Source organism: Ectobacillus soli (genome assembly GCF_042610425.1).
GTDB lineage: Bacteria > Bacillota > Bacilli > Bacillales > Bacillaceae_G > Ectobacillus.
This window is the reverse complement of the sequence record NZ_JBGJZM010000002.1, coordinates 452,783-474,927: the sequence shown is the minus strand read 5'-3', so window position 1 is coordinate 474,927 and position 22,145 is coordinate 452,783. Positions and strand designations below refer to the sequence as shown.

General features: G+C 39.7%; 18 protein-coding genes. 16 read left to right on the top strand and 2 right to left on the bottom strand.

What is annotated here, in order from left to right; all coding sequences use genetic code 11:
• Positions 1 to 30 precede the first annotated feature (30 nt).
• The 4 genes from ACAN53_RS14130 (at position 31) to ACAN53_RS14115 (ending at position 6,331) form a co-directional block, all read left to right on the top strand.
• Positions 31 to 1,341: a cytochrome P450 gene (locus ACAN53_RS14130; protein WP_379970761.1), complete on the top strand. Its 1,311-nt coding sequence runs from the start codon at positions 31 to 33 to the stop codon at positions 1,339 to 1,341.
• Positions 1,342 to 1,488: 147 nt separating this feature from the next.
• Entirely contained in the window at positions 1,489 to 2,916 is a 1,428-nt protein-coding gene (locus tag ACAN53_RS14125) for an ArnT family glycosyltransferase (protein ID WP_379970760.1), read from the top strand.
• A gap of 11 nt (positions 2,917 to 2,927) precedes the next feature.
• Positions 2,928 to 4,124 (top strand): class I SAM-dependent methyltransferase, encoded by a 1,197-nt coding sequence (locus ACAN53_RS14120; RefSeq protein WP_379970759.1) that lies wholly within the window; start codon positions 2,928 to 2,930, stop codon positions 4,122 to 4,124.
• Between the two features lie 26 nt (positions 4,125 to 4,150).
• Complete coding sequence (locus tag ACAN53_RS14115) at positions 4,151 to 6,331, top strand: DNA topoisomerase III (RefSeq protein ID WP_379970758.1); 2,181 nt, start codon at positions 4,151 to 4,153, stop codon at positions 6,329 to 6,331.
• Positions 6,332 to 6,456: 125 nt separating this feature from the next.
• Here the strand turns inward: ACAN53_RS14115 and ACAN53_RS14110 are convergent, their stop codons facing one another.
• The gene (locus ACAN53_RS14110; RefSeq protein WP_379970757.1) at positions 6,457 to 7,107 is read right to left on the bottom strand and encodes a trimeric intracellular cation channel family protein; all 651 of its coding nucleotides are present in this window, start codon (positions 7,105 to 7,107) and stop codon (positions 6,457 to 6,459) included.
• Between the two features lie 155 nt (positions 7,108 to 7,262).
• Positions 7,263 to 8,537, bottom strand: a complete 1,275-nt coding sequence (locus ACAN53_RS14105; protein ID WP_379970756.1) for a glycosyltransferase — start codon at positions 8,535 to 8,537, stop codon at positions 7,263 to 7,265.
• 250 nt (positions 8,538 to 8,787) lie between these two features.
• On the opposite strand from ACAN53_RS14105, the gene ACAN53_RS14100 reads away from it, so the two are divergent.
• The 12 genes from ACAN53_RS14100 to ACAN53_RS14045 all read left to right on the top strand — a co-directional run bounded on the left by ACAN53_RS14100 (position 8,788) and on the right by ACAN53_RS14045 (position 22,072).
• On the top strand, positions 8,788 to 9,228 hold the full coding sequence (locus ACAN53_RS14100) for a MarR family winged helix-turn-helix transcriptional regulator (protein ID WP_379970755.1): 441 nt from the start codon (positions 8,788 to 8,790) through the stop codon (positions 9,226 to 9,228).
• Positions 9,229 to 9,250: 22 nt separating this feature from the next.
• A complete protein-coding gene (locus tag ACAN53_RS14095; RefSeq protein WP_379970754.1) occupies positions 9,251 to 9,886 on the top strand; it encodes a nitroreductase family protein in 636 nt (211 codons plus the stop codon).
• A gap of 267 nt (positions 9,887 to 10,153) precedes the next feature.
• Positions 10,154 to 11,500: an O-antigen ligase family protein gene (locus ACAN53_RS14090; protein ID WP_379970752.1), complete on the top strand. Its 1,347-nt coding sequence runs from the start codon at positions 10,154 to 10,156 to the stop codon at positions 11,498 to 11,500.
• A gap of 80 nt (positions 11,501 to 11,580) precedes the next feature.
• A complete protein-coding gene (locus ACAN53_RS14085) occupies positions 11,581 to 12,675 on the top strand; it encodes a glycosyltransferase (RefSeq protein ID WP_379970751.1) in 1,095 nt (364 codons plus the stop codon).
• A 31-nt stretch (positions 12,676 to 12,706) separates the two neighbouring features.
• The gene (locus ACAN53_RS14080; protein WP_379970750.1) at positions 12,707 to 13,453 is read left to right on the top strand and encodes a WecB/TagA/CpsF family glycosyltransferase; all 747 of its coding nucleotides are present in this window, start codon (positions 12,707 to 12,709) and stop codon (positions 13,451 to 13,453) included.
• A 528-nt stretch (positions 13,454 to 13,981) separates the two neighbouring features.
• Entirely contained in the window at positions 13,982 to 15,181 is a 1,200-nt protein-coding gene (locus ACAN53_RS14075; RefSeq protein WP_379970748.1) for an MFS transporter, read from the top strand.
• 192 nt (positions 15,182 to 15,373) lie between these two features.
• Positions 15,374 to 16,087 carry a LytR/AlgR family response regulator transcription factor gene (locus ACAN53_RS14070; protein WP_379970746.1) on the top strand — a complete coding sequence of 238 codons (714 nt, stop codon included), beginning with the start codon at positions 15,374 to 15,376 and terminating at the stop codon, positions 16,085 to 16,087.
• Positions 16,088 to 16,207: 120 nt separating this feature from the next.
• Complete coding sequence (locus ACAN53_RS14065) at positions 16,208 to 18,283, top strand: carbon starvation CstA family protein (protein ID WP_379970745.1); 2,076 nt, start codon at positions 16,208 to 16,210, stop codon at positions 18,281 to 18,283.
• Entirely contained in the window at positions 18,276 to 18,479 is a 204-nt protein-coding gene (locus tag ACAN53_RS14060; RefSeq protein WP_379970744.1) for a YbdD/YjiX family protein, read from the top strand. Before ACAN53_RS14065 ends, ACAN53_RS14060 begins: the two co-directional genes overlap by 8 nt.
• 203 nt (positions 18,480 to 18,682) lie before the next feature.
• Positions 18,683 to 19,735 (top strand): diguanylate cyclase, encoded by a 1,053-nt coding sequence (locus ACAN53_RS14055; RefSeq protein ID WP_379970743.1) that lies wholly within the window; start codon positions 18,683 to 18,685, stop codon positions 19,733 to 19,735.
• Between the two features lie 73 nt (positions 19,736 to 19,808).
• Positions 19,809 to 20,810, top strand: a complete 1,002-nt coding sequence (locus ACAN53_RS14050; protein ID WP_379970742.1) for an LLM class flavin-dependent oxidoreductase — start codon at positions 19,809 to 19,811, stop codon at positions 20,808 to 20,810.
• 149 nt (positions 20,811 to 20,959) lie between these two features.
• On the top strand, positions 20,960 to 22,072 hold the full coding sequence (locus tag ACAN53_RS14045; RefSeq protein ID WP_463323070.1) for an alpha/beta fold hydrolase: 1,113 nt from the start codon (positions 20,960 to 20,962) through the stop codon (positions 22,070 to 22,072).
• The last annotated feature ends 73 nt before the right edge of the window (positions 22,073 to 22,145 follow it).

The window sequence follows — 22,145 nt, the reverse complement described above, 5'->3', positions numbered from 1 at the left end:
AATTTTCAGAGAAAAAAGAGGGATGATCATATGACGAAAATGGCGCAAATGGAAGGTTTGCAAGTTAAAAAGTATATTCGCTTTCGTAAAGATCCACTTACTTTTCTTTATGATACACATACATTAGGTGATATGGTCGCTATTAATCCAAGGGGAAAAAATGTTTCGTATATTGTCCATTCTCCGGAAGCGGTGAAAGAAATATTAACAACGAAGGAGCAAGCATTTATAAAAGGGGCATCAGCAAAGACGTTTAGCAAAACGCTTGGAAATGGGGTTTTGACGAGCGAGGGGGATGAGCATCAAAGACAGCGAAAACTCGTGCAGCCAGCCTTCCACAAAAAGAAGATAGCTTCTTACGCTGAAGTTGCGGTGAAGTATGCGAAGGAGCTTGTTGATACTTGGCAGGACGGAGAACGTATACCCATTCATACGGATATGATGAACCTGACGCTGCGAATCATTACAAAGACAATGTTTGGGGTTGATATGAAGGAAAAGTCAGCAGGCATCGCAGAGGCGGTAAATGCGATTATTGAAAAAACAGCAGCGACCCTTCTATCTCCGTTCCCGATTGTAGACAAGCTGCCTACGGAAAAAAACAGGAAGGGCAATCAAGCGGTTAAGGAATTGCATGCACTAGCCGATTGGCTTATGGAGGAGGCGGCGAAGCAGGACGAGGATCATATGCTACATATGCTTATGCAATCTACGCATGATGATGGAATGCCTCTTACTAAGCAGGAAATTCGTGATCAAGTCGTAACCTTTTTGATTGCTGGGCATGAAACAACGGCCAATGCACTCACATGGACACTCGTGCTACTCGCGAAGCATCCGCAGGAGGTAGAGAAGCTGAAGCAGGAGCTTTCCAGCGTACTGGGCGGCCGCTTGCCTACCTTCGAAGATGTGCCAAAGCTTACGTATAGTAGTCAAATTGTACAAGAAACATTGCGCCTCTACCCGCCGGCGTGGATTATTTTGCGAGAGGCAATCGAAGATGTAGAAATAGCAGGGGTTCCATTTTCGAAAGGGTCGACCTTTCTCATTAGTCCGTATGCGGTTCATCGTAATCCCCACTTCTTTGAGCAGTCCGAGGAATTTGTACCGGAGCGTTTTTCGAAAGAACGAAAGGAAGCTATTCCAAACTATGCGTATTTTCCATTTGGAGCAGGTTCGCGCGGCTGCATCGGCAGTCAATTTGCGATGATGGAGGCTGTTCTCATTCTTGCCGTTGTGATGCAAACCGCGAATCTATCGATTGTGGATGAAATGATTGCGACTGAGCCGCTCGTTTCTCTTCGCGCGCACGGGCCGGTGCCGATGACAGTTTCAAAATAGAAAGGATAAGAAAAGGACCGATCTCACACGTTTTGAAAATCATGGTTTGCGAGAACGGTCCTTTTTCTGTTACTCTTTTTAGAAGAAGCCTACTTATTATACTTTTTTCTGCCATTCTACCCATATATAGCTTAGGAGACAGAGGACATGAATAAACCTGCATCGATTGCAATGAAAATAATATATGTGCTAGCGATCGTCTTTTTCCTAGCTGCCTTTTTAAGTACGCTGCTTGATTTTTCCTCTCTCGTTGGTCAGAAACGAGACGTTTTATTTATGGCACTTATTGCAGTCGCTGCAATTTGTATGGCTGTTGGAATAGGTGCCATAGTCGTGGCTATGACACGAATGTCATCACGTTCTTATGTCTGGGTCATACTTGGACTTGCAACCGTTGTCCGCCTTGCGTGGGTATTATGTATACCAACGACCATTTCATCCGATTTTGCCGAAATGTATACTGCAGCTAGACAGGCGGCTTCAGCAGACTTTAGCTTTAGTAGCAATCCCTATTTTAGCGCTTGGGTCTATCAAATTGGCTTTACGATGTATGAAGCAGGTATCATCAAGCTATTTGGTGATCATGTTCTTTTGCTCAAAATCCTAAATATCATATATAGTTCGGGAACAGTCTTTCTTATCTACGGAATCGCAAGGAAGTTCCATGAATCAGCAGGAAGAATGGCTGCACTTCTGTATGCAGTTTATCCACCTGCCATCATTATGTGCTCAGTATTAACCAATGAACATATGGCCATTTTCTTCATATATGCTGGGTTGTATGTAATTATTGAATATGGAATAATTAAACCACGCGTTTGGCTGTATGCCGGTATATTCCTAGCGCTTGGCGATATGATACGACCGATTGGTAGCGTTGTTTTACTAAGTATTGGCTGCTATGTAGCATTGCTGCTTATGATAGAAAAGGTTCACCGCAAAGCAATTGTAAGTAGATTACTTGCTATTGTCATCGTATTCTTTGCCCTGCATAATCTAGTAAGCTATTCCTTACAGTTTGCGGGTGTAACGAAGTATCCGTTGACGAGCCGTGAACCATATTGGAAATTTGTAGTTGGCTTAAATGTAAAAACGAATGGTCAATATTCGGCCGAGGATGAGAAATATGTCGCCCAGTATCCTATTGGACCAGAGCGAAACGAGGCGGAGTGGCAACTGATTTCACAAAGGCTTACCGATACGACTCAAGTTGCAAGGTTACTAGTAGAAAAGTTTAAAATTTTGTGGGGCGGAAATGATGCGTCCCTTTACTGGAGTATGGAGGGCTTAGACTATCCAAGGCTGAAAGAATGGCTCTTTACATATGAACGTCTGTTATATAGTAGTATACTTTTATTTGCAGGACTCGGCTCGTTTGCTACGCGAAGAAGAAACCAGAAAGATCCTGTTCTTATGCTCGTGTTCCTTATTCTTGGATACGCAGCTATTCATCTATCTATAGAAATTCAGACAAGATATCGTTCCTTCCTGCTGCCGTCCTTTGCGATTTTGTTCGGCTATGGTCTCTCGTATATAAAAGAAAAATGGCTCCCTTATTACCGGAATACTCCTTAGGAGGATGCAACATGAACCATGAAAAAATTGAATCCATTTGTAAGGAATTACATCATACACTTGAAAAATATCATATTCCCTATATGTTTACAAAAGAAGTATCTCTTATGCTGCAGGGCGTTACTATGAATGAACCCTTTCCGGTAACGATCGAAGTACAGTGGGACGTGTTCTCTTCTGTGCGTGAGCATTTTGATGTTTACGCCCCATCGGAAATAGAGCGTACGAAGCTTGAAGCACGCTTTCAGTTTCGCATGGACGATGTCAAGGTGATTATCTACTGTCATTTTAATACAACTGTGCGCACGAATCCGTACCGGATGGACGTAACGTATCAAGACGTAGTATTCCCTTGTCATTCTCTTTATGCCTATTTATATTTTCCGCAAACTGCATATAGTGAAAGGATCCATGAAGCGCTGTTACGTCAGCAGCAACTTCTAACTGCGCAAAATGAGCGTGCATGGAATCAGAACAATTATGAGGCGCTTGTGCATCGGTACGGGGAGCCAAGTAGCATTGCCAAGAAAATTAAAGAGAATCCCGAGTGGCGCCTCTATCCATTCTATAAATATATGAACGATATAGAAGGTAAGAAAGTCATGCATTTGATGGGGTCAAATGGGGTGAAAGCAGCCGCTCTATCCTTGCTCGGGGCAGAGGTAACGGTCGCTGATTTTTCACTAGAGAATCAGGCTTTTGCAACGGCAATTTCTAAGGAAGCGGAAGCACCTTTTTCGTACATTGTGTCAGACGTTCTTTCGTTGCCGAATAAAGTAAAACTAGCAGAGTATGATATTGTATTAATGGAGCTTGGCGTGCTTCATTATTTTATCGATTTAAAGCCACTCCTCCAAGTTGTAAAGATGTTGCTTTGTCCAGGCGGAAGATTTATTCTCCATGAATTTCATCCGATTTCTACGAAGCTGATCACATCAACTGGAAAAAAGCATAATGTAGTCGGAAATTATTTTAACCCAGCAGTTGAAAGTGGCAACGTTGCCTTTACGAAGCATGTAGCGGATGAAAAGAAGGAATCCTTGGAAAAGGTCGTGCAGCGCAGATGGACAATGGGCGAGCTCATGACTGCCGTAGGGCAGGAAGGATTAATGATAGAAATATTAGAAGAGGAACCGAATCATAAAATTCATGATATCGGCTTACCGAAAACATTTACTTTGATAGCAAGAAATGTGAACCTAGATTAGGTAAGGATAGAGGAAAGGATGTTTCGATGAGTAAAACAGTTGTACTGGCGGAAAAGCCATCAGTAGCCCGCGATATTGCGCGGGTATTGAAATGTAGTAAAAAAGGAAATGGATATTTAGAAGGCGATACGTATATTGTGACATGGGCGCTTGGACATTTGGTTACCTTAGCGGACCCCGAGAGCTATGATGATAAATATAAATCATGGAGAATAGAAGATTTGCCGATGCTTCCATCTACTCTAAAGCTTGTTGTCATGAAGCAAACGAGTAAGCAATTTCACGCGGTAAAGGCACAGCTGCTTCGTAAGGATGTGAAGGATGTCGTCATCGCAACAGATGCAGGACGAGAAGGAGAACTTGTTGCAAGATGGATATTGGAAAAAGCACAAGTGAAGAAGCCACTTCGTCGCCTTTGGATTTCTTCGGTAACAGATAAAGCCATTCAAGAAGGCTTTCGAAAATTGCGTGATGGAAAAGAATACGAAAATTTATATCTATCTGCCGTAGCGCGTGCCGAAGCAGATTGGTTTGTTGGATTAAATGCAACGCGTGCTCTCACATGTAAGCATAATGCACAGCTATCATGCGGTCGCGTGCAAACTCCGACAGTTGGTATGATTGCAAAGCGCGAAGAAGAAATTAAAAATTTCAAGCCAAAGCCATTTTACGGCGTTGCTGCAATGGGAAAAACCATCAAGTTTATTTGGCAGGATGCAAAAACGAAGGACGTTCGCACCTTCTCCAAGGAACAATGTGACGTAGTACTTAGAGCCGTTCGCAATCAACAGGCGAAAATCGTCGATGTGAAGAAGGCACATAAGAAAGTCTATGCGCCTCATCTATATGATTTAACTGAATTACAGCGGGACGCCAATCGTATTTTTGGATTTTCAGCGAAAGAAACCTTATCCATCATGCAAAAGCTATATGAACAGTATAAAGTGTTAACCTATCCGCGGACAGATTCTCGTTTCCTTTCAACGGATATGGTCGATACATTAAAGGACCGCATTGCAGCAGTTAATGTAAAGCCTTATGCAAGAATTGCCTTTAAACTCTTGCAAAAGCCGATTCAAGCGAATAAATCGTTCGTTGATAATAGCAAAGTATCCGATCATCATGCGATTATTCCAACTGAGGAAACGGTTTTATTAAGCTCATTAAGCGATAAGGAACGAAAAATTTATGATTTAGTTGTGAAGCGCTTTTTGGCCGTTCTCTCCCCCGCATTTGAATATGAACAAGTAACGGTGACGGCTGCAATCGGAAGCGAAACCTTTATCGCAAAGGGAAAAACCGTACTAGCACAAGGATGGAAGGAAGTATATGACAATCACTTTGATGATGAGGAAAAGAGTGATGGATCTGAGCAAGTCCTTCCGCAAGTAACGCAGGGCGAAGTAATTCCGATTTTAAACGTTGTGCAAACAAAGGGAGAAACGAAACCGCCTGAACCTTTCAATGAAGGAACGCTGCTTACTGCAATGGAAAATCCAGCTAGTTATATGAAGAATGAAAGCAAGGATTTAATTGCTACAATCGGAAAAACAGGCGGACTTGGAACGGTAGCAACACGCGCTGATATTATTGAAAAGCTATTCCACAGCTTCTTAATTGAGAAAAAAGGAAAGCATATTTACATTACATCTAAAGGAAAGCAGCTATTAGAACTCGTACCAGAAGGGCTGAAATCTCCCGCACTCACAGCAGAATGGGAGAAAAAACTAGAAGCCATTGCCAAGGGAGCTATTTCAAAGAATGTATTTATGAAAGAAATTCGTGACTACACGAAGTCAGCGGTTTATGAAATTAAAAATAGTACTCATAAATTTAAACATGATAATGTATCGACTACGAGATGCCCGGACTGCGGAAAGCCGATGCTTGAGGTAAATGGGAAAAAGGGACGCATGCTCGTTTGCCAAGACCGCGAATGTGGCCATCGTAAAATGTTAGCAAGAGTATCGAACGCAAGATGCCCAAATTGCCATAAAAAGATGGAGCTACGCGGCGAAGGAGAAGGGCAAATTTTTGCATGTAGCTGTGGCTACCGCGAAAAGCTTTCAGCCTTTAAAGTACGTACGAGTAAAACGAAGAACAGTAGTGCAACAAAACGCGATGTAAATCAATATTTAAAGAAGCAAGATGACGAACCAATTAACACCGCGTTAGCCGATGCACTTGCAAAACTAAAATTAAAGTAAAACATGCTCTTTTTCTATTAAATGCAAGTAGAAAATAGTGTGAATCATCACGAAACAAGCATCCGAGTATAGGTACCCGGATGCTTGTTGTCATTTTCATTGCAATTTTGTTAGTCATACTTTTTTTAAGAACTCTTGCTATGTTCTTTTGGAATGCTCCTTACATGCAATTTCATGCGAGTGACTGGGAAATGAACGTTTCGCATGTAGGAAACGACCCGAACGATAAAGGTTACGAATAAACATATATATAAGGACAAAATATGAGGGACTTTGTCATAGGTTATGAGAAAGCTAAAGGCACCTACAATCGATGCGACAGCGTATACTTCCTTTCGAAATACATACGGAATATCCTTTGCAAAGACGTCACGTAAAATTCCGCCGCCAATCCCCGTGATAACGCCCATAGACACAACGAGAAATGAACCGTGAATTTGGCTTGTAATGGCTGCATTTGCCCCGACCGCCGTAAATACGCCGAGACCGACTGCATCCGAAAGCATAATCACATTTTGGAGTTTGGAAATTCGTTCGTAAAATAAACAAGTAATGAGGGCTGTAATACCGCTTACGAAAAAGTAGACAGGCTTAATAAACGCATCAGGAGGTAAATGTCCGATCAAAATATCACGAATAATCCCGCCACCAACTGCGGTTGCGACTGCTAGAAAAATAACGCCGAACCAATCCATTCTTTTCTTCATCCCCACTAATGTGCCAGAAATAGCCGATGCAACGATGCCGATGAAGACAAATATATTAATTAAAACCATTCTCCCGATCCCTTCTTTGTTTCAATCTTTATAACAGACAAAATATACAACAAAGTCAGGGAAATAACAATCATTGTTTCATGACTTATTAGAAATGGTTTATACGGAATGGGAGAGCGTTTCATAATAAAAAACGATCCATCTTGGACCGTTTTTTACTTTCGTCTATTTAGTTCATTTTCGATTTTTTGGAATTGTTTCGTCCAAGTTGTCTCTGCTAAGAAAGATTGCAACGCTTCGTGATCCATTGTACCTATTTCATCATATATCGACCGAATGGTTTGCTCTGCTTGCTCGAACGTTTCACAATGATAGACATATGGATATGTACCGATATGTGGAATGCCAGTTGAAACGGTAGGTAATCCAAAATATAAGTATTCATATATCTTAATTGGATCGACGGCTTCGGATAATTTACTTTTCTTAAACGGAATGATTCCGACATGCCACATTCTTGCATATTCATGAAGTTCACCTGGATGGACTTTTCCGTAGAAAGTAATATTCGGTATTCTCTCAACCTTCTTTAGAATAGTTTCCGGTGCGCCATGACCTATCAAATGAATGTGAATATCAGATTGCTTAGCTAAGTGGAACAATAAGTCCCAATCAAACCAAGAAGGTGTCATATGACCAAAATAGCCAATATGAATAAGGCCATCTGCACGTTTGGTTTTGTTGGAAATGTTCGGATGCTTCGATATGTTTTCATCATATCCATTTCCTACGACTAGAATATCCCCTCGAATATGGGAATACTTTTGGCGAAGTGGGGAGGATACGGCAGATACAACATCTGCTTCAGTAATGAATGCTTCCTCCACACTACGTTGATACCAAGATGCTTCTCCCGTTTTGAAAAACTCTTCCCATTCGTCCATAATATCATACTCAATTTGAAAGCCCTGCTCCTTCAGTAATGGAAGCATGGAATAGAATGTTTTCGCAGGAAAGGTACTAATAAATACTTTTGTTTTTATAGGACTAAAAATGGATAGTTCTTTTTTACTATATACATAAGGATATAAAGGAATTTGGTATAAGTTAGAATATACATGCTGGAAGCTTTTCTCTTGCTCCTCCATTTCATCGTATTGCCATGTAATGTATAGAACACCATACTTTCGCTTGGCTAAATATTTTGCAAAGTTAATGGTACGTTGGTTATACAGTTCGTCGAATTCCATACCTGAACTGATAATGGCAACACCCTTTATTGCGCCGCTGTTATAGGAGGCAAGAACCTCTTCATATATAGCTCTCACACGTTGATCGCTTTGATGGGTACCTTTCATCATGTTCCACTGCGTTTTTACGCGCTTTTGAACTTTACGGAACGTGGTTGAAATCCCTTGCGCCTGCATATGAGCGAACACTTTCTTTACGTACATCCATCCAGTTTGTAATTTTTCATTTAAATTTGACATAACAGGTACCTCTTTTTATTCTTCAAGATTCATTCAGGTAAAGACGCTCCTGCTCAAATTAACTATATCATACCTAACTTTATGAAAAAACCTTTTCCATGTAAAAGATGGGGAAAACAAAATGAGCTACTCTTTCAGACGGATGAATTGCTAAGGACTTGCCTTTTTAAAAATGTTATAGTATATTAGTTGATGCGTCAATTATTGATAGGTCAATGAATTTGTTTCGTAAGATGAATGGAGGTATTATTTGAATTATTCATGTTCTATGCAATCGCAAATCCTATATTTATTGCGAGATCTTAACAATCAAATTAGTCCGAAATTCGAACGGTGTACAGGAATAAGTCAATCTCGTCTGGCATTGTTATCCTATCTTTATAAACATGGTGAGATCAGTCAGACTATTCTCCAAAAAGAGATAAACATTGATAGTGCAGCTATTACGAGACATGTAAAGCAACTTGAAGCAGCTGGGAAAGTTTCTCGTCGTAAAAGTACCGACGACAATCGAGTAACGCTCGTTCGCCTCACTGATATTGGTTACGAAGAAGTTGTATCCTATAAGAATGAGAGAGACAGTTTCGTCGCTAGTATGCTGAAAGATTTTAACGAAGAGGAACTTCAAATATTGTTTTATATGCTAAAACGTATGCAACAAAACACGAGTGAAATTGAAGAAAAATCTTAATATATTAGAGGAGAATACAGAAATGCAAACAACAAAAGTAAATGACTTTAATGAAATAATAACAGGACGTCGTTCTATTCGCCACTATGATACATCCGTAAAAATTAGTAAAGAAGAGATGACAGAAATACTTGAAGAAGCAACGCTTGCACCTTCTTCCGTAAATATGCAACCGTGGCGCTTCCTTGTCATTGAAAGCGAAGAAGGAAAGAAAACTCTTAGTGAGCTTGCTCGTTTTAACCAATCGCAAGTGCAAACATCTTCTGCTATGATTGCGGTATTTGGAGATTTAAACAATTTTGAAAATGGCGAAGAAATATTTAGTAAAGCTGTTGAACTTGGATATATGTCTAAAGAGATAAAAGAACAACAAATGGCAGGGATTACGGCTTACTTTGCATCCTTAGAAGATGAAGTAAATAAGAATAATGTATTAATCGATGGCGGTCTAGTGTCTATGCAATTAATGCTTGTAGCACGGGCTCATGGATACGATACATGTCCAATAGGTGGATATGATAAAGAGAAAATTGCGGAGGCCTTTGGCTTAGAGAAAGATCGCTACGTTCCGGTTATGCTAATTTCAATTGGCAAAGCAAGTACAGGTGGTCATATTTCGTATCGTCTTCCTGTTGATAAAATTGCCCAGTGGAAATAAGTAGACCACATATAAGTAATTATGTACGCATGGAAAAAGGAGTCTTTCTATAGGAGAGGCTCCTTTTTCTTCTGTGTTCCTTACTCTTGAAATAAACCGGAGCCACCTTTTGAAGTATGCTATAATGTGAAAGGAATCTTGCAGTCTGGCGATTGGTTACTACATTTACTACACGAATCAATTGAATGTAAACTTATATTTATATAAAGTTACCGTTATAGATTTTTTGCTATAACGTTTAATTTACATAATCTTAGGAGGCTCTGCATGCTAAAGAATTGGGATATTTTAGAGAGTCGGTTCGAAATCTTTTTACTCCTATTTATTATTCTTCAACCGATTCTAGATTTAATAACATCATTTGGTATCATTGTTTTGAAAACAAATGCAACGGTAGGCATATTTGCCCGTTTCATTGTAATGATTTTGGGAATTTTGTATATTGTTTTGCAAGCTCGGCAAAAGCAAGGGCGTAACTACTTATATTATCTAGCGATGTTAGCTGCTGTGCTTTTGATTGGTCTCTTCATTAATAAAATGGTAAAAACACCTATATTATTTGGAGAAGAGATTAAGTATGTCGCAAAAACACTGTATACCTTTGTCATGCTAGGATGTTATATACTTCTATTTCAATCCTGGTTACGTAAAGGAAAACAAATTGACAAAGCAATTACATATGTTGTGTATGCAACGGTACTTATAAATATCGTTATGGTGCTTTCCATTGTAACGTCAACGGATTTCAATAGTTATGAATATTTTAAAACAGGTTCACGTGGATGGTTTTATGCAGGCAATGAATTAGGTGCTGTTCTAGCCATTAGCTTTCCTGCTGTTCTCCTTTTTTCAGTAGAAAAAACAAAGCGTACGAAGGATATTGTGTTTTGGATTCCTACTCTTCTCTCAATCTTTTCCCTATTTGCAGTCGGAACAAAGGTTGGATTTGGTGCCATTTTGCTTGGATTAGGAACCGTAGTAGTGCTCTGCATCATAAAAAGCATCTTTCGTAAAGAAAACAGAAGGGTATTGTTATTGAACGGGGGGGTTGCAGCTCTTCTATTAGCGGCTGTAGCTTTGTATACACCATATTCCCCCATCGCAAATAATACGAAAGTACACATGAAACTGATTGAGGAGCAAAATAAGAAACAGGCAGCTGAGCAAAATCTATCTCCTGATGATTTGCCGAAGGATCAGGTTGGTGATCTTGTTTTCAGCGGTCGTGAGATATTTTTAAATATGGAAAAAAATCAATTTAAAGAGGCACCGTCAGCACAAAAACTTTTTGGTATGGGGTATGGGGGAAACTTTAAATCGGAACCGAAGTTGATTGAACGTGATTTTCACGATTTATTTTATGCTTTTGGGTATATTGGTTTCTTCTTCATCCTCTTACCTTTTGTGTATTATGGTGTGAAAATAGCTCGAACATTTGTTGTGAAATGGAGAAAGCTTACTACTGTGCCTTACGCATTATTAGTAGTAGGTATGGCACTTGGCCTTGGTATTGCGTACACCGCAGGGCATGTCCTAACGGCTCCGGGCGTCAGCATCTATTTTGTAATTATATGGGCATATTTATTTGTAAAGGCAGATAGCGAACAAGGATGAGCCATCTTTATGAACGGGATTTCTGAATTTGAAAAGCTAGCCTTGTTGGTAGCTTTTCTTTTTGCTAAGGAGAGTTGCATATGAAGGTATTACACGTAAATGCGGGAGCAGAAACTGGCGGTGGAAAAACACATATTCTTTCACTTTTGTCGCAGCTACCCATGAATGAAGTAGAGCTGGCCGTATTTGAAGAGGGAGAAATTTCGAAAGAAGCGAGAGAGCTTGGCATTACCGTTCATGTTTTTAAGCAAGCATCACGCTATGACTTATCAGTTCTTAGAAGACTTACAGCTTTCATCAACGACAATCAATATGATATTGTTCATACGCACGGCGCACGTGCGAACTTTTTTGTAGCTTTATTGAAATCTCGCATTCATGCAAAATGGGTCACAACTATACATAGTGATCCGCTACTGGATTTCATGAAACGTGGCTTTAAAGGCTGGCTGTTTACGAAGCTGAATCTTCGTGCTCTTAAAAAAGTGGATTTATTCTTTGCGATTACGGAACGATTTAAGAAAAATCTCGTTTCGCTAGGTCTTCCTGCAGGAAAAATAAAGGTGATTTACAATGGTATATATTATACGCAGGAACCAGCTACTCCGTATGACAAGCAAGAAGATTTGCATATTCCAGCTGACAGCTTTACGGTCATACAAGTTGCTAGGTTACATCCGGTGAAAGGACATGAAATTTTACTTGATGCCTTGCAAAAGGTGAATATTCCGAACTTGAAGGTTCTGCTCGTTGGGGATGGACCAAGCGAGCAACAACTAAAAGATATCGTGAAGGAACGTGAATTAACAGATACTGTTTTGTTTTTAGGATTTCGCCGAGATACCGATCGTTTGTATGCTACAGCAAATATAAGCTTACTAACATCTTATAGTGAAAGCTTTCCCCTTGTATTGTTAGAGTCTGCCAATCAGCGTGTACCTTTTATTGCAACGGATGTGGGAGATATGCATAAGTTGCTTCCTAATTCATCCTATGGATGGGTGATTAAGGCCGGTGATAGCGATGCTTTGGCGGCTGCGTTGGAGGAAGCTTATCTGACAAGACATGAACTAGCTGTAATGGGAGAACACATGTATCAATACGCTTCATCACGTTTTTCTCTCGAAAAGCTAAGCCGCGATACGTATGAAAGTTATGAAAGCCTACTACGTTAAATTTTTTATAAATAGAGAGGACAGCATATCTATGATGAGACAAACAGTTGATATACTTGGAATTCCTTTTTCTTCTATGAAAATGCAGGAAACAATTGACTATATTTCAAAGCAACTCTATGAACGTGAGACGGCTTTTCATATTGTAACTGCCAATCCTGAAATTGTAATGTGTGCGAAGAAAGATCCGCAATTTAAGGAATCCTTACTACAGGCAGATTTAATTACACCGGATGGTATCGGTGTCGTAAAGGTAAGCGGCTGGTTTGGAGAACCGATTCCAGAACGAGTCGGCGGCTTTGATATGATGAATCAGTGGTTAGGGCAATTTACAAAAGAAGATGCGGTGAAGCTGTATCTTCTCGGGGCAAAGCAGCATGTGGTCGAGAAGGCAGCTGCTGTTTTATCCGAAACGTATCCAGGGGTAATCATTTCAGGTTATCATAATGGCTATTTTCGAGATGAGGAAGAGGAAGATATTATCCAGAAGGTGCAGGAGGCAAAGCCGGATATTTTGCTTGTTGCACTGGGATTCCCGCGGCAGGAAACGTTCATTATGCGTAATAAACACCGCATGGGAGCCAAAGTTGCAGTAGGTGTAGGAGGCAGTTTTGATGTATGGGCGGGGGAAGTAAAGCGGGCCCCGAAATGGATGCAGGCCATTAATTTAGAATGGTTTTACAGACTCATATCTAATCCGACTCGTTGGAGAAGACAAATCGTGTTGATTGAATTTTTGCAAGAGGCAATACGTGCACGGAAGAAAAGGAAATCGTAAGGAAAAGGCAGCTCTTGTAGTTGCTTTTTTCAAATGTTTGTTTAATCAGGATTTATATACGGGTAAGTTTTAGAAGAGGAGTAAAGAAGTATGTTTACTCATTTTGCATTTTGTAACGTTTCATCCTATGATATAATGAAAAACTGTGAATTGTATTTCATACTCGGTAAATAAAGCAATAGCCCTAGCATAGTTGCAATAAGCAATGAGGGGGCTATGCTAATTTTAGGTTTGTGCGTGTTTTCACAAGTCTTTGGACAGATCTACATTATTGTTAGTTCACATTGGTAAGCAAGAATTACTAGGGTAGGAATGGGTCGAACTGTTTTGTATTAGAGGTGCTGAAGTAAGATGAATTATCAGTAAATACAATCTATTTCGAAATATCTGTATACAAATTCTAATCTGCTAAAGAATAGGAAAACATACAGATGAAGAAGAAATTGGGCTCCATTTGGTTGACATGAAAGGAAACGTGGATTGTAAATGAAACATTGCAATGAAATAATTTAAGGGGGAGAAGATACAATGAGCATGGGAAGTATCACATCGAATCGTAAGCTTCTTGGTGTAGCTGGTTTCGGCTGGCTATTTGACGCCATGGATGTGGGATTGCTTTCTTTTGTAATTACAGCATTACAGAAGGAATGGCATTTAAATAGTCAGCAGATGGGCTGGATTGGAAGTGTGAACTCAATTGGGATGGCCGTGGGTGCACTATTATTTGGACTTTTAGCAGATAAACTAGGTCGTAAGGTCATTTTCCTCATAACATTGCTTCTATTTTCAGTAGGAAGTGGGGTATCTGCACTCGCACCGACACTTGCAGTATTTCTATTTATCCGCTTTTTTATTGGGATGGGTCTTGGCGGAGAATTACCGGTAGCATCTACATTAGTATCGGAAAGTGTACCAGCAAAAGATCGTGGTAGAATTGTTGTTTTACTAGAAAGCTTCTGGGCTGGCGGCTGGATTGTATCCGCGCTTATCGCCTACTTTATCATACCAGTGTACGGCTGGAAGACAGCGATGGTAGTGAGTGCGATTCCTGCATTCTACGCTTTATATTTACGTTTACGTTTACCAGACTCGCCTCGTTTTCACACGAGTGCTGAAAAGCAGCCTTGGCTGGAAAAGATAAAAGTTGTTTGGACTGGCTCTTATACGCGTCCTACTATTATGCTCTGGGTTTTATGGTTTACTGTAGTCTTTTCGTATTATGGTATGTTTTTATGGCTTCCGAGTGTGCTAACTCTAAAGGGATTTACATTAATTAAAAGCTTTGAATATGTGCTATGGATGACGTTGGCACAGCTTCCAGGCTACTTTAGTGCTGCATGGCTAATTGAACGGACAGGTAGAAAGTTTGTACTCGTTAGCTATTTGTTAGGAACAGCGGTTAGTGCCTATTTCTTTGGTCAAGCTACTACGTTATCTATGCTTATAACCTTTGGCGCTCTTCTTTCGTTCTTCAACCTTGGTGCATGGGGTGCATTATATGCCTACACACCTGAGCAATATCCAACTGCAGTTCGCGGAACTGGTGCTGGTATGGCTGCTTCGTTTGGACGAGTTGGTGGAATTTTAGGACCGTTGTTAGTTGGCTATTTGGTCGCGGCTAAGGTTCAAATTTCAACCATTTTCTTTATTTTTTGCATTAGCATTGTAATCGGAGTACTTGCTGTCGTTTTTCTTGGAAAGGAAACGAAGCAGCAGGAGCTTGTATAACTCAACTCGTATGCAAATTATATATTTTTTCGTAAGTATTTAACTCCTTTGGCTAGAATCAATTTCCTTCCAAAGGAGTTTTTCATTACAAAACGTTTTTTGGGTATGTTAGTAAAGGAATATGTCATTTTAAGTAGAATATATGTTGTATGACGTCGTCAGTATAGAAAACATTAGGGTGGTCTAGAAGAAATGAAAATCTTACTTGTTAGTGAAGAAGAGCAACTTCAATTCATGAAGAACGTATTCATTCGTGATCTAGAAAAAGTAGAGATAATAGAAGCAATAAGGGGTCTAGATGCGATTAAGCTTGCCAAGCGTTACCATCCAGAGTTTATTTTTATTGATATAGGATTACCAAATGAAAACGGATTAGAGCTTGCTACGCTGATTCAGCAGCTAGAACTTCAGACAAATATCATTCTCATTGGGAATGACGAAAGGTATGCATTAGATGCGTTTCGCATTCGTGCATTTTATTATTTATTACAGCCTCTTACGCGGGAAGATATGACTGTCCTTATTGATTTGATTCAAAAGGAATATAACCAAAAACGGTATTCAGCGTTACGTAAGCTACCAATTGAAACGAACGAAGGGATTTCCTATATTGCTCCGAGCGAAATTATATATATAAGTAAAAATAAAGAAAATAAAACAGTTTCTATTCATACGAAGGAAGAAATGTATCTTTCTACTTATACATTACAGGATTTAGAACAGAAGCTATTGTCTTACCATTTTTTGCGAGTACACAAAAGCTATTTAATGAATCTGATTTATGTGAAGGAACTGAGACCATACTATAACGGTACATACAATATTTATTCATCTATTTTTCCAGATGAACCAATTCCTGTTAGTAGAAATTATATTCGAATACTGCGGAAAAATTTAGAAGTATAACAACTTATGAAAAAGAAACCGCATGTTAATACAGAAAATAATCATCATAAGGTGTTATACAACACAATGTTCAGAAAAATTAGTATAATCCCTCTATGACAAACTTAGGAGGGAATACATGTGAAAGGGTTAAAGTCGGTTTTGCTTTGGGGAGTTATATCCGCACTAGGAGCTGCTGGATTTGCTGTATTGGGATTAAGTCGCGGGGAATCAGTTAATGCGATTTGGTTGTTAGTTGCAGCAGTTTCTGTTTATGCAGTTGCTTATCGCTTCTATAGTAAGTTTATTTCACAAAAGGTCTTTGGATTAGATGATAATCGCAAAACACCTTCAGAGCTTTTAAACGATGGGAAAGATTATGTTCCGACTAATAAATGGGTGTTATTTGGACATCACTTTGCAGCTATTGCAGGTGCAGGTCCTCTTGTAGGCCCGATTCTTGCAGCACAAATGGGATATTTACCAGGGACCATTTGGATTATTGTCGGAGTAGTAGTAGCAGGAGCAGTACAGGATTTTATCATTTTGTTTGCATCTATTCGTCGTAACGGAAAATCGCTTGGAGAAATTATTAAGGATGAAATCGGACCTAAAACTGGACTTATTGCTATGATCGGTATTCTCGGTATTATGATTATATTATTAGCAGTATTAGCACTCGTTGTAGTAAAAGCTCTAGTTGGTAGTCCATGGGGTATGTTTACGATTGCTGCGACCATTCCAATTGCACTACTTATGGGTGTGTACATGCGTTATATTCGCCCAGGACGTGTAGGAGAGGCTTCAGCTATTGGTATCGTACTTCTTATTCTTTCCCTTATATTTGGACAGTACGTTGCACAAACACCAGAAATTGCGAAGCTATTTACATTTAAAGGTGAAACAATTGCAATTATGTTAATTGTATATGGATTTATCGCATCTGCAATGCCAGTATGGCTATTGCTTGCACCACGTGATTATTTAAGTACATTTTTAAAAATTGGTACAATTGTTGGATTAGCAATCGGCATTATCTTCGTTGGACCAAGCTTACACATGCCAGCAATAACGAAATTCATCGATGGAACAGGTCCTGTATTTTCGGGGAATCTTTTTCCGTTCTTATTTATAACAATCGCATGCGGATCAATTTCAGGATTCCATGCTCTCGTTTCATCTGGAACGACACCAAAAATGATTGAACGAGAAAGTCATGCCCGTGCAATTGGATACGGTGCGATGTTGACAGAATCACTCGTTGCAATCATGGCGATGATTGCTGCGACTGTGCTTACACCTGGAACGTATTTTGCAATCAATTCTGCACCAGCTGTTATTGGTACAGATGTTGCACAAGCGGCAAAAACAATTAGTTCGTGGGGATTTGTTGTTACTCCTGATTATTTACAAACATTAGCGAAGGATGTAGGCGAACAAACGATTCTTTCTCGTACAGGCGGGGCCCCAACGTTAGCTATTGGGATGGCTTATATATTCAGTAACGTTGCCGGCGGTAAAATGCTTATGGGATTTTGGTACCACTTTGCAATTCTTTTCGAAGCTTTGTTTATTTTGACTACAATTGATGCAGGGACTCGTGTGGGTCGCTTTATGATACAAGATGTACTTGGTCAAGTGTACAAGCCGTTAGGAAAAACAGATTCTACATTTGCAAACATTGTTGCAACAACTCTTTGTGTATTAGGTTGGGGATATTTCTTATACCAAGGTGTAATTGATCCGCTCGGAGGCATCAATACACTATGGCCGTTATTTGGAATTGCCAATCAAATGCTTGCTGGTATTGCACTTGTTGTCGGAAGTACGATTCTATTCAAAATGGGTAAGAAAGCGTACGTATGGGTTACGCTACTTCCAACGACGTTTGTTCTCATCGTAACGATGACAGCAGGCTTTCAAAAGCTATTTAGTAGCGATGCAAAAATTGGATTCTTATCACATGCAAAGGTTTTCCAAAATGCTTTAAACAATGGGAAAATATTAGCACCTGCAAAAAATGTGAATCAAATGCATCAAATTATCACTAATGATTATGTCGATGCTGGGTTAACCGCTCTTTTCATGATTGTAGTAATTGCCGTACTTATTCCTGCAATCAGACTTTGGATTCAAATTTTACAAAATAAGAAAATTGAACTTAAGGAATCTCCTTATGTTTCTCGTAAAGATGAAGAGGTGCGCAATTATGCGTAATACTTTAGCAAAGATTATGAAATGCCGAAAAGAGTTCATTTCTTTATTGGTAGGTGTGCCAAGCTATGAGAAATATGTAGCTTATATGAAGGAACAGGCCGCGGGGCAACCAATTTTATCGGAGCGGGCATTCTTTGACGAAGTACAACGAGCAAAGTTTGATGGAAAAAATGGAAATATAACACGATGTTGTTAAAACTAATTGAAAACATCCGACCTTTTGAGGGTCGGATGTTTTTTTTATTTTGTGGCGATTTTGCTCCCCATATAGTAATGATGGAAGGCCTTCTTAGTTTTCAATATATCTACATAGATGTTATATTCACTTTAAAACCTATATAGTACAATATTATAGGATATGTTTTTTAAAGTTATTAGGAAATAGAAAGGCGCTATTTTATGCTTAGTAATGTTTTTATTAATATAACGATTCTACTTTCATTTATATTTGTAGTGGGGCAAGTATTTAAAGATAGAACATTGCATGATTCGATATCATTGCGAGGTAAGTTATTGGTTGGTGTTATTACAGGTATATTAGGGATTATCCTAATGAAATATAGTTTGCAGATGAATAACTTTATTCTCGATTTACGCCATTTAGCTATTATTATCGCTGCCATTGCAGGGGGGCCTCTTTCTATTGCAGTTGCGGCTATTATTATAAGCGTGTCACGGCTCGTTTTATTTCAAACCTCGTCGGTGATTAGTACCTTAGCTGCTGTTAGTGTCCTTGTTGTAGGACTGGGCTGTTCTATTATCTTAAACTATGTGTCTTCATGGACGAAAAGATGGATTTGGCTTACGCTGTTTTGTATGGTGATGGCCTGTATTACGCTAGTATTTATGACGTTAAACATAACCATTTATATCATGTATTGTGCTGCATTTATGGTCACAGCCTATATTGCGTATGTAAGTATTACATACGTCGATCAATCGAATGGAATGTCTCGGTTTATGGAAAAACAAGCAACTGTTGACTTTTTAACAGGATTGTTAAATGTCCGCCAATTTGATATTTTATTAAATCAATCCATTCAGCAAAGTGAAGAAAGAGGGGAGGCTCTTTCTCTTCTTATGTTAGATATTGATCATTTTAAAAAGGTTAATGATACTTATGGCCATCCAGCTGGGGATGCGGTTTTGCAGCAAATTGCTACTGTTTTAAAGGAACATGCGATTTCAAATTTAGCCTTTCGTAAGGGCGGGGAAGAGTTCTCTCTTCTACTCCCTAACTGTACGCTCGTTACAGCGATGGAAATTGGAGAAAAGATAAGAAGTGCGGTGCAGCGGCATCGTTTTGTTCTTCCCGATGAGACGACGATTTCTGTAACGATTTCAATAGGGGCTTCTGTATACTTGAATTCCTCGGATGAGTTTATTCGAAAAGCGGATGAAGCTTTGTATTTCTCCAAGCATCTTGGAAGAAATAGGGTGAGTATGCTGTAATATCGTAAGCACTTTTCTCGCCTATTGGAACGTAGCACCTTATAATACAAACCAATGAAAGAGAGGTGCTACGATGATTACATTAAGTATTTTAGATCAATCGCCAATTCCTGAGGGGAGTAATGCGGTGGAAGCATTGGCTAACACGGCTTTGCTTGTGCAGGAGGCAGAAAAGTTAGGATATAAGCGATTTTGGGTTTCTGAACATCATAATACGAACAGGCTAGCAGGCTCTAGCCCTGAAATAGTAATGGCTCATCTAGCAGCGAAAACATCCCAGATTCGGATTGGGTCCGGTGGTGTGATGCTACCGCATTATAGCGCCTATAAGGTTGCAGAAAATTTTCGTTTGTTAGAAGGATTGTATCCAGGCCGGATAGATGCTGGGTTTGGTCGTGCTCCTGGCGGGATGCCTATTGCAACACGGGCACTGCAGGAAGGGAAAGTATATACGATAGATCGGTATCCCGAGCAAATAGATGATTTTGTTCATTATGTTTCGGGTTCCTCATCAGATGATTATAAATATGCTGGATTGCAGGCAACGCCTGTCGTTCCTACTATTCCTGAAGTATGGCTTCTTGGTTCGAGTGGGGAAAGTGCGATGATTGCAGCTACGCGCGGCGCTGCATTCGTATTTGCTCAGTTTATTAATGGTGAGGGCGGTTCACGTGTAGTGAAGCGATATCAAGAGGTCTTTCGGCCGTCGGTTTTACTAGATAAACCGAAATCAATGGTTGCTATTTTCGTGATTTGCCAAGAGACGGAGGAAGAGGCAAATAAGGTCGCATCGAGCTTAGATTTATCCATACTTAAATTAGAACAGGGAAAACGATCTGCTGGTACCCCTTCTGTTGAAGAGGCAATGAATTATCCCTATACACCGTATGATCGGTTGCGAATTCGCGAAAATCGCAATCGTATGATTGTTGGAAATCCAAATCAAGTGAAGCAACGTATTCTAGATTTAAGCGAAGAATATAATACAGAAGAATTTATGATCGTTACGATCACATATGATTTTGAGGCAAAGCTGAAGTCTTATCGTTTATTGGCAGAAGCGTTTAACTTATAAAGATAGGCAGAAGAACCAAGGGATAAATCCTCGGTTCTTTTTTTATGAAAAAAATAACATTTATGGAATAAATGTTATTGCAATCCTGTAAAGATGAATGGTACAAAAGAGATAGTATTACTTCAAGCCTGAGAGAGAGGATGGTACAAATGCTTGTAACGAAGCGTGTTTTTTCTTTACCAAGCTATTGCTTTGAGAATGGAATGTGTATCCCCGTTGAACTTGGCTATGAAACGTATGGCGTTTGTAATGCAGCGAAAGATAATGTGATTCTTGTGAGTCATTATTTTAGTGCTACGAGCCATGCTGCAGGAAGATATAGGGAAGAGGATGAACAACCAGGGTGGTGGGATGAGCTAATTGGAGAGAATAAGGCAATTGACACAAATAAGTTTTTTGTTATTTGCATGGATCATTTGTGCAATGTACAAGCGAAGAACCCCTTAGTCACGACAACAGGTCCGGCAACCATTAACCCTCATACTGGAAAGCCATATGGTACTAGCTTTCCCTCTTTTTCATTTCAGGATATCGTTCGTATTCAAAAGGAGTTATTACATTCTCTAGGTATTACAAAGCTTCATGCAGTGATTGGTCCTTCCGCTGGTGGAATGATTGCACTATTATGGGCTGTCATGTATCCAGAAATGATACAGCGATGCATTGGGGTGATTACGAATGCACAGAATCCAATTCGGACTTCCTTTAGTGCATTGCAACATGGCATGCGTGCTATTATGTTAGATTCGAACTGGAATAACGGCGATTATTATGGGCGATGTGAACCTGTAGAGGGGCTCTCCCTAGCCATGCAGATGATGCAAGCAGAGGCTTATTCCCCGATTTGGTATGAAACGGCTTTCCCTCGACGTAGACAGGAAGCAATGCTTTTTCAAACGCTAGGCGCGCAGGCTTCCTATGAAACAGATATGGATGAACGAGTCCGTGTTAGTATACCTATCTGCGATGCCAATCATTGGCTTTATACATGTAGAGCGACTATGCATTATGATATTTCGCGCGGATATACATCTATGAAATCGACGTTACAGCGCATCACAGCAAGCGTATTGCTCATATCGTGTATACAGGATTTATTACAGCCAGCAGCATTCAGTGAGCAAACCATTCAAACGCTGCAGCAACTTGGCAAACAAGCATCCTTCTACTCATTTGCGAGCGAGCAAGGTCATATGGCAGGAGTAACTGAAACACATCGTTTTCAAGATCAAATCATTACATGGCTTCAAAACAAGTCATAAGGATTGAAAAAAATGCAAACGATGTTTATACTTTACTTGTCGAATAGTTCATGAATTGAACTATTCGACAAGT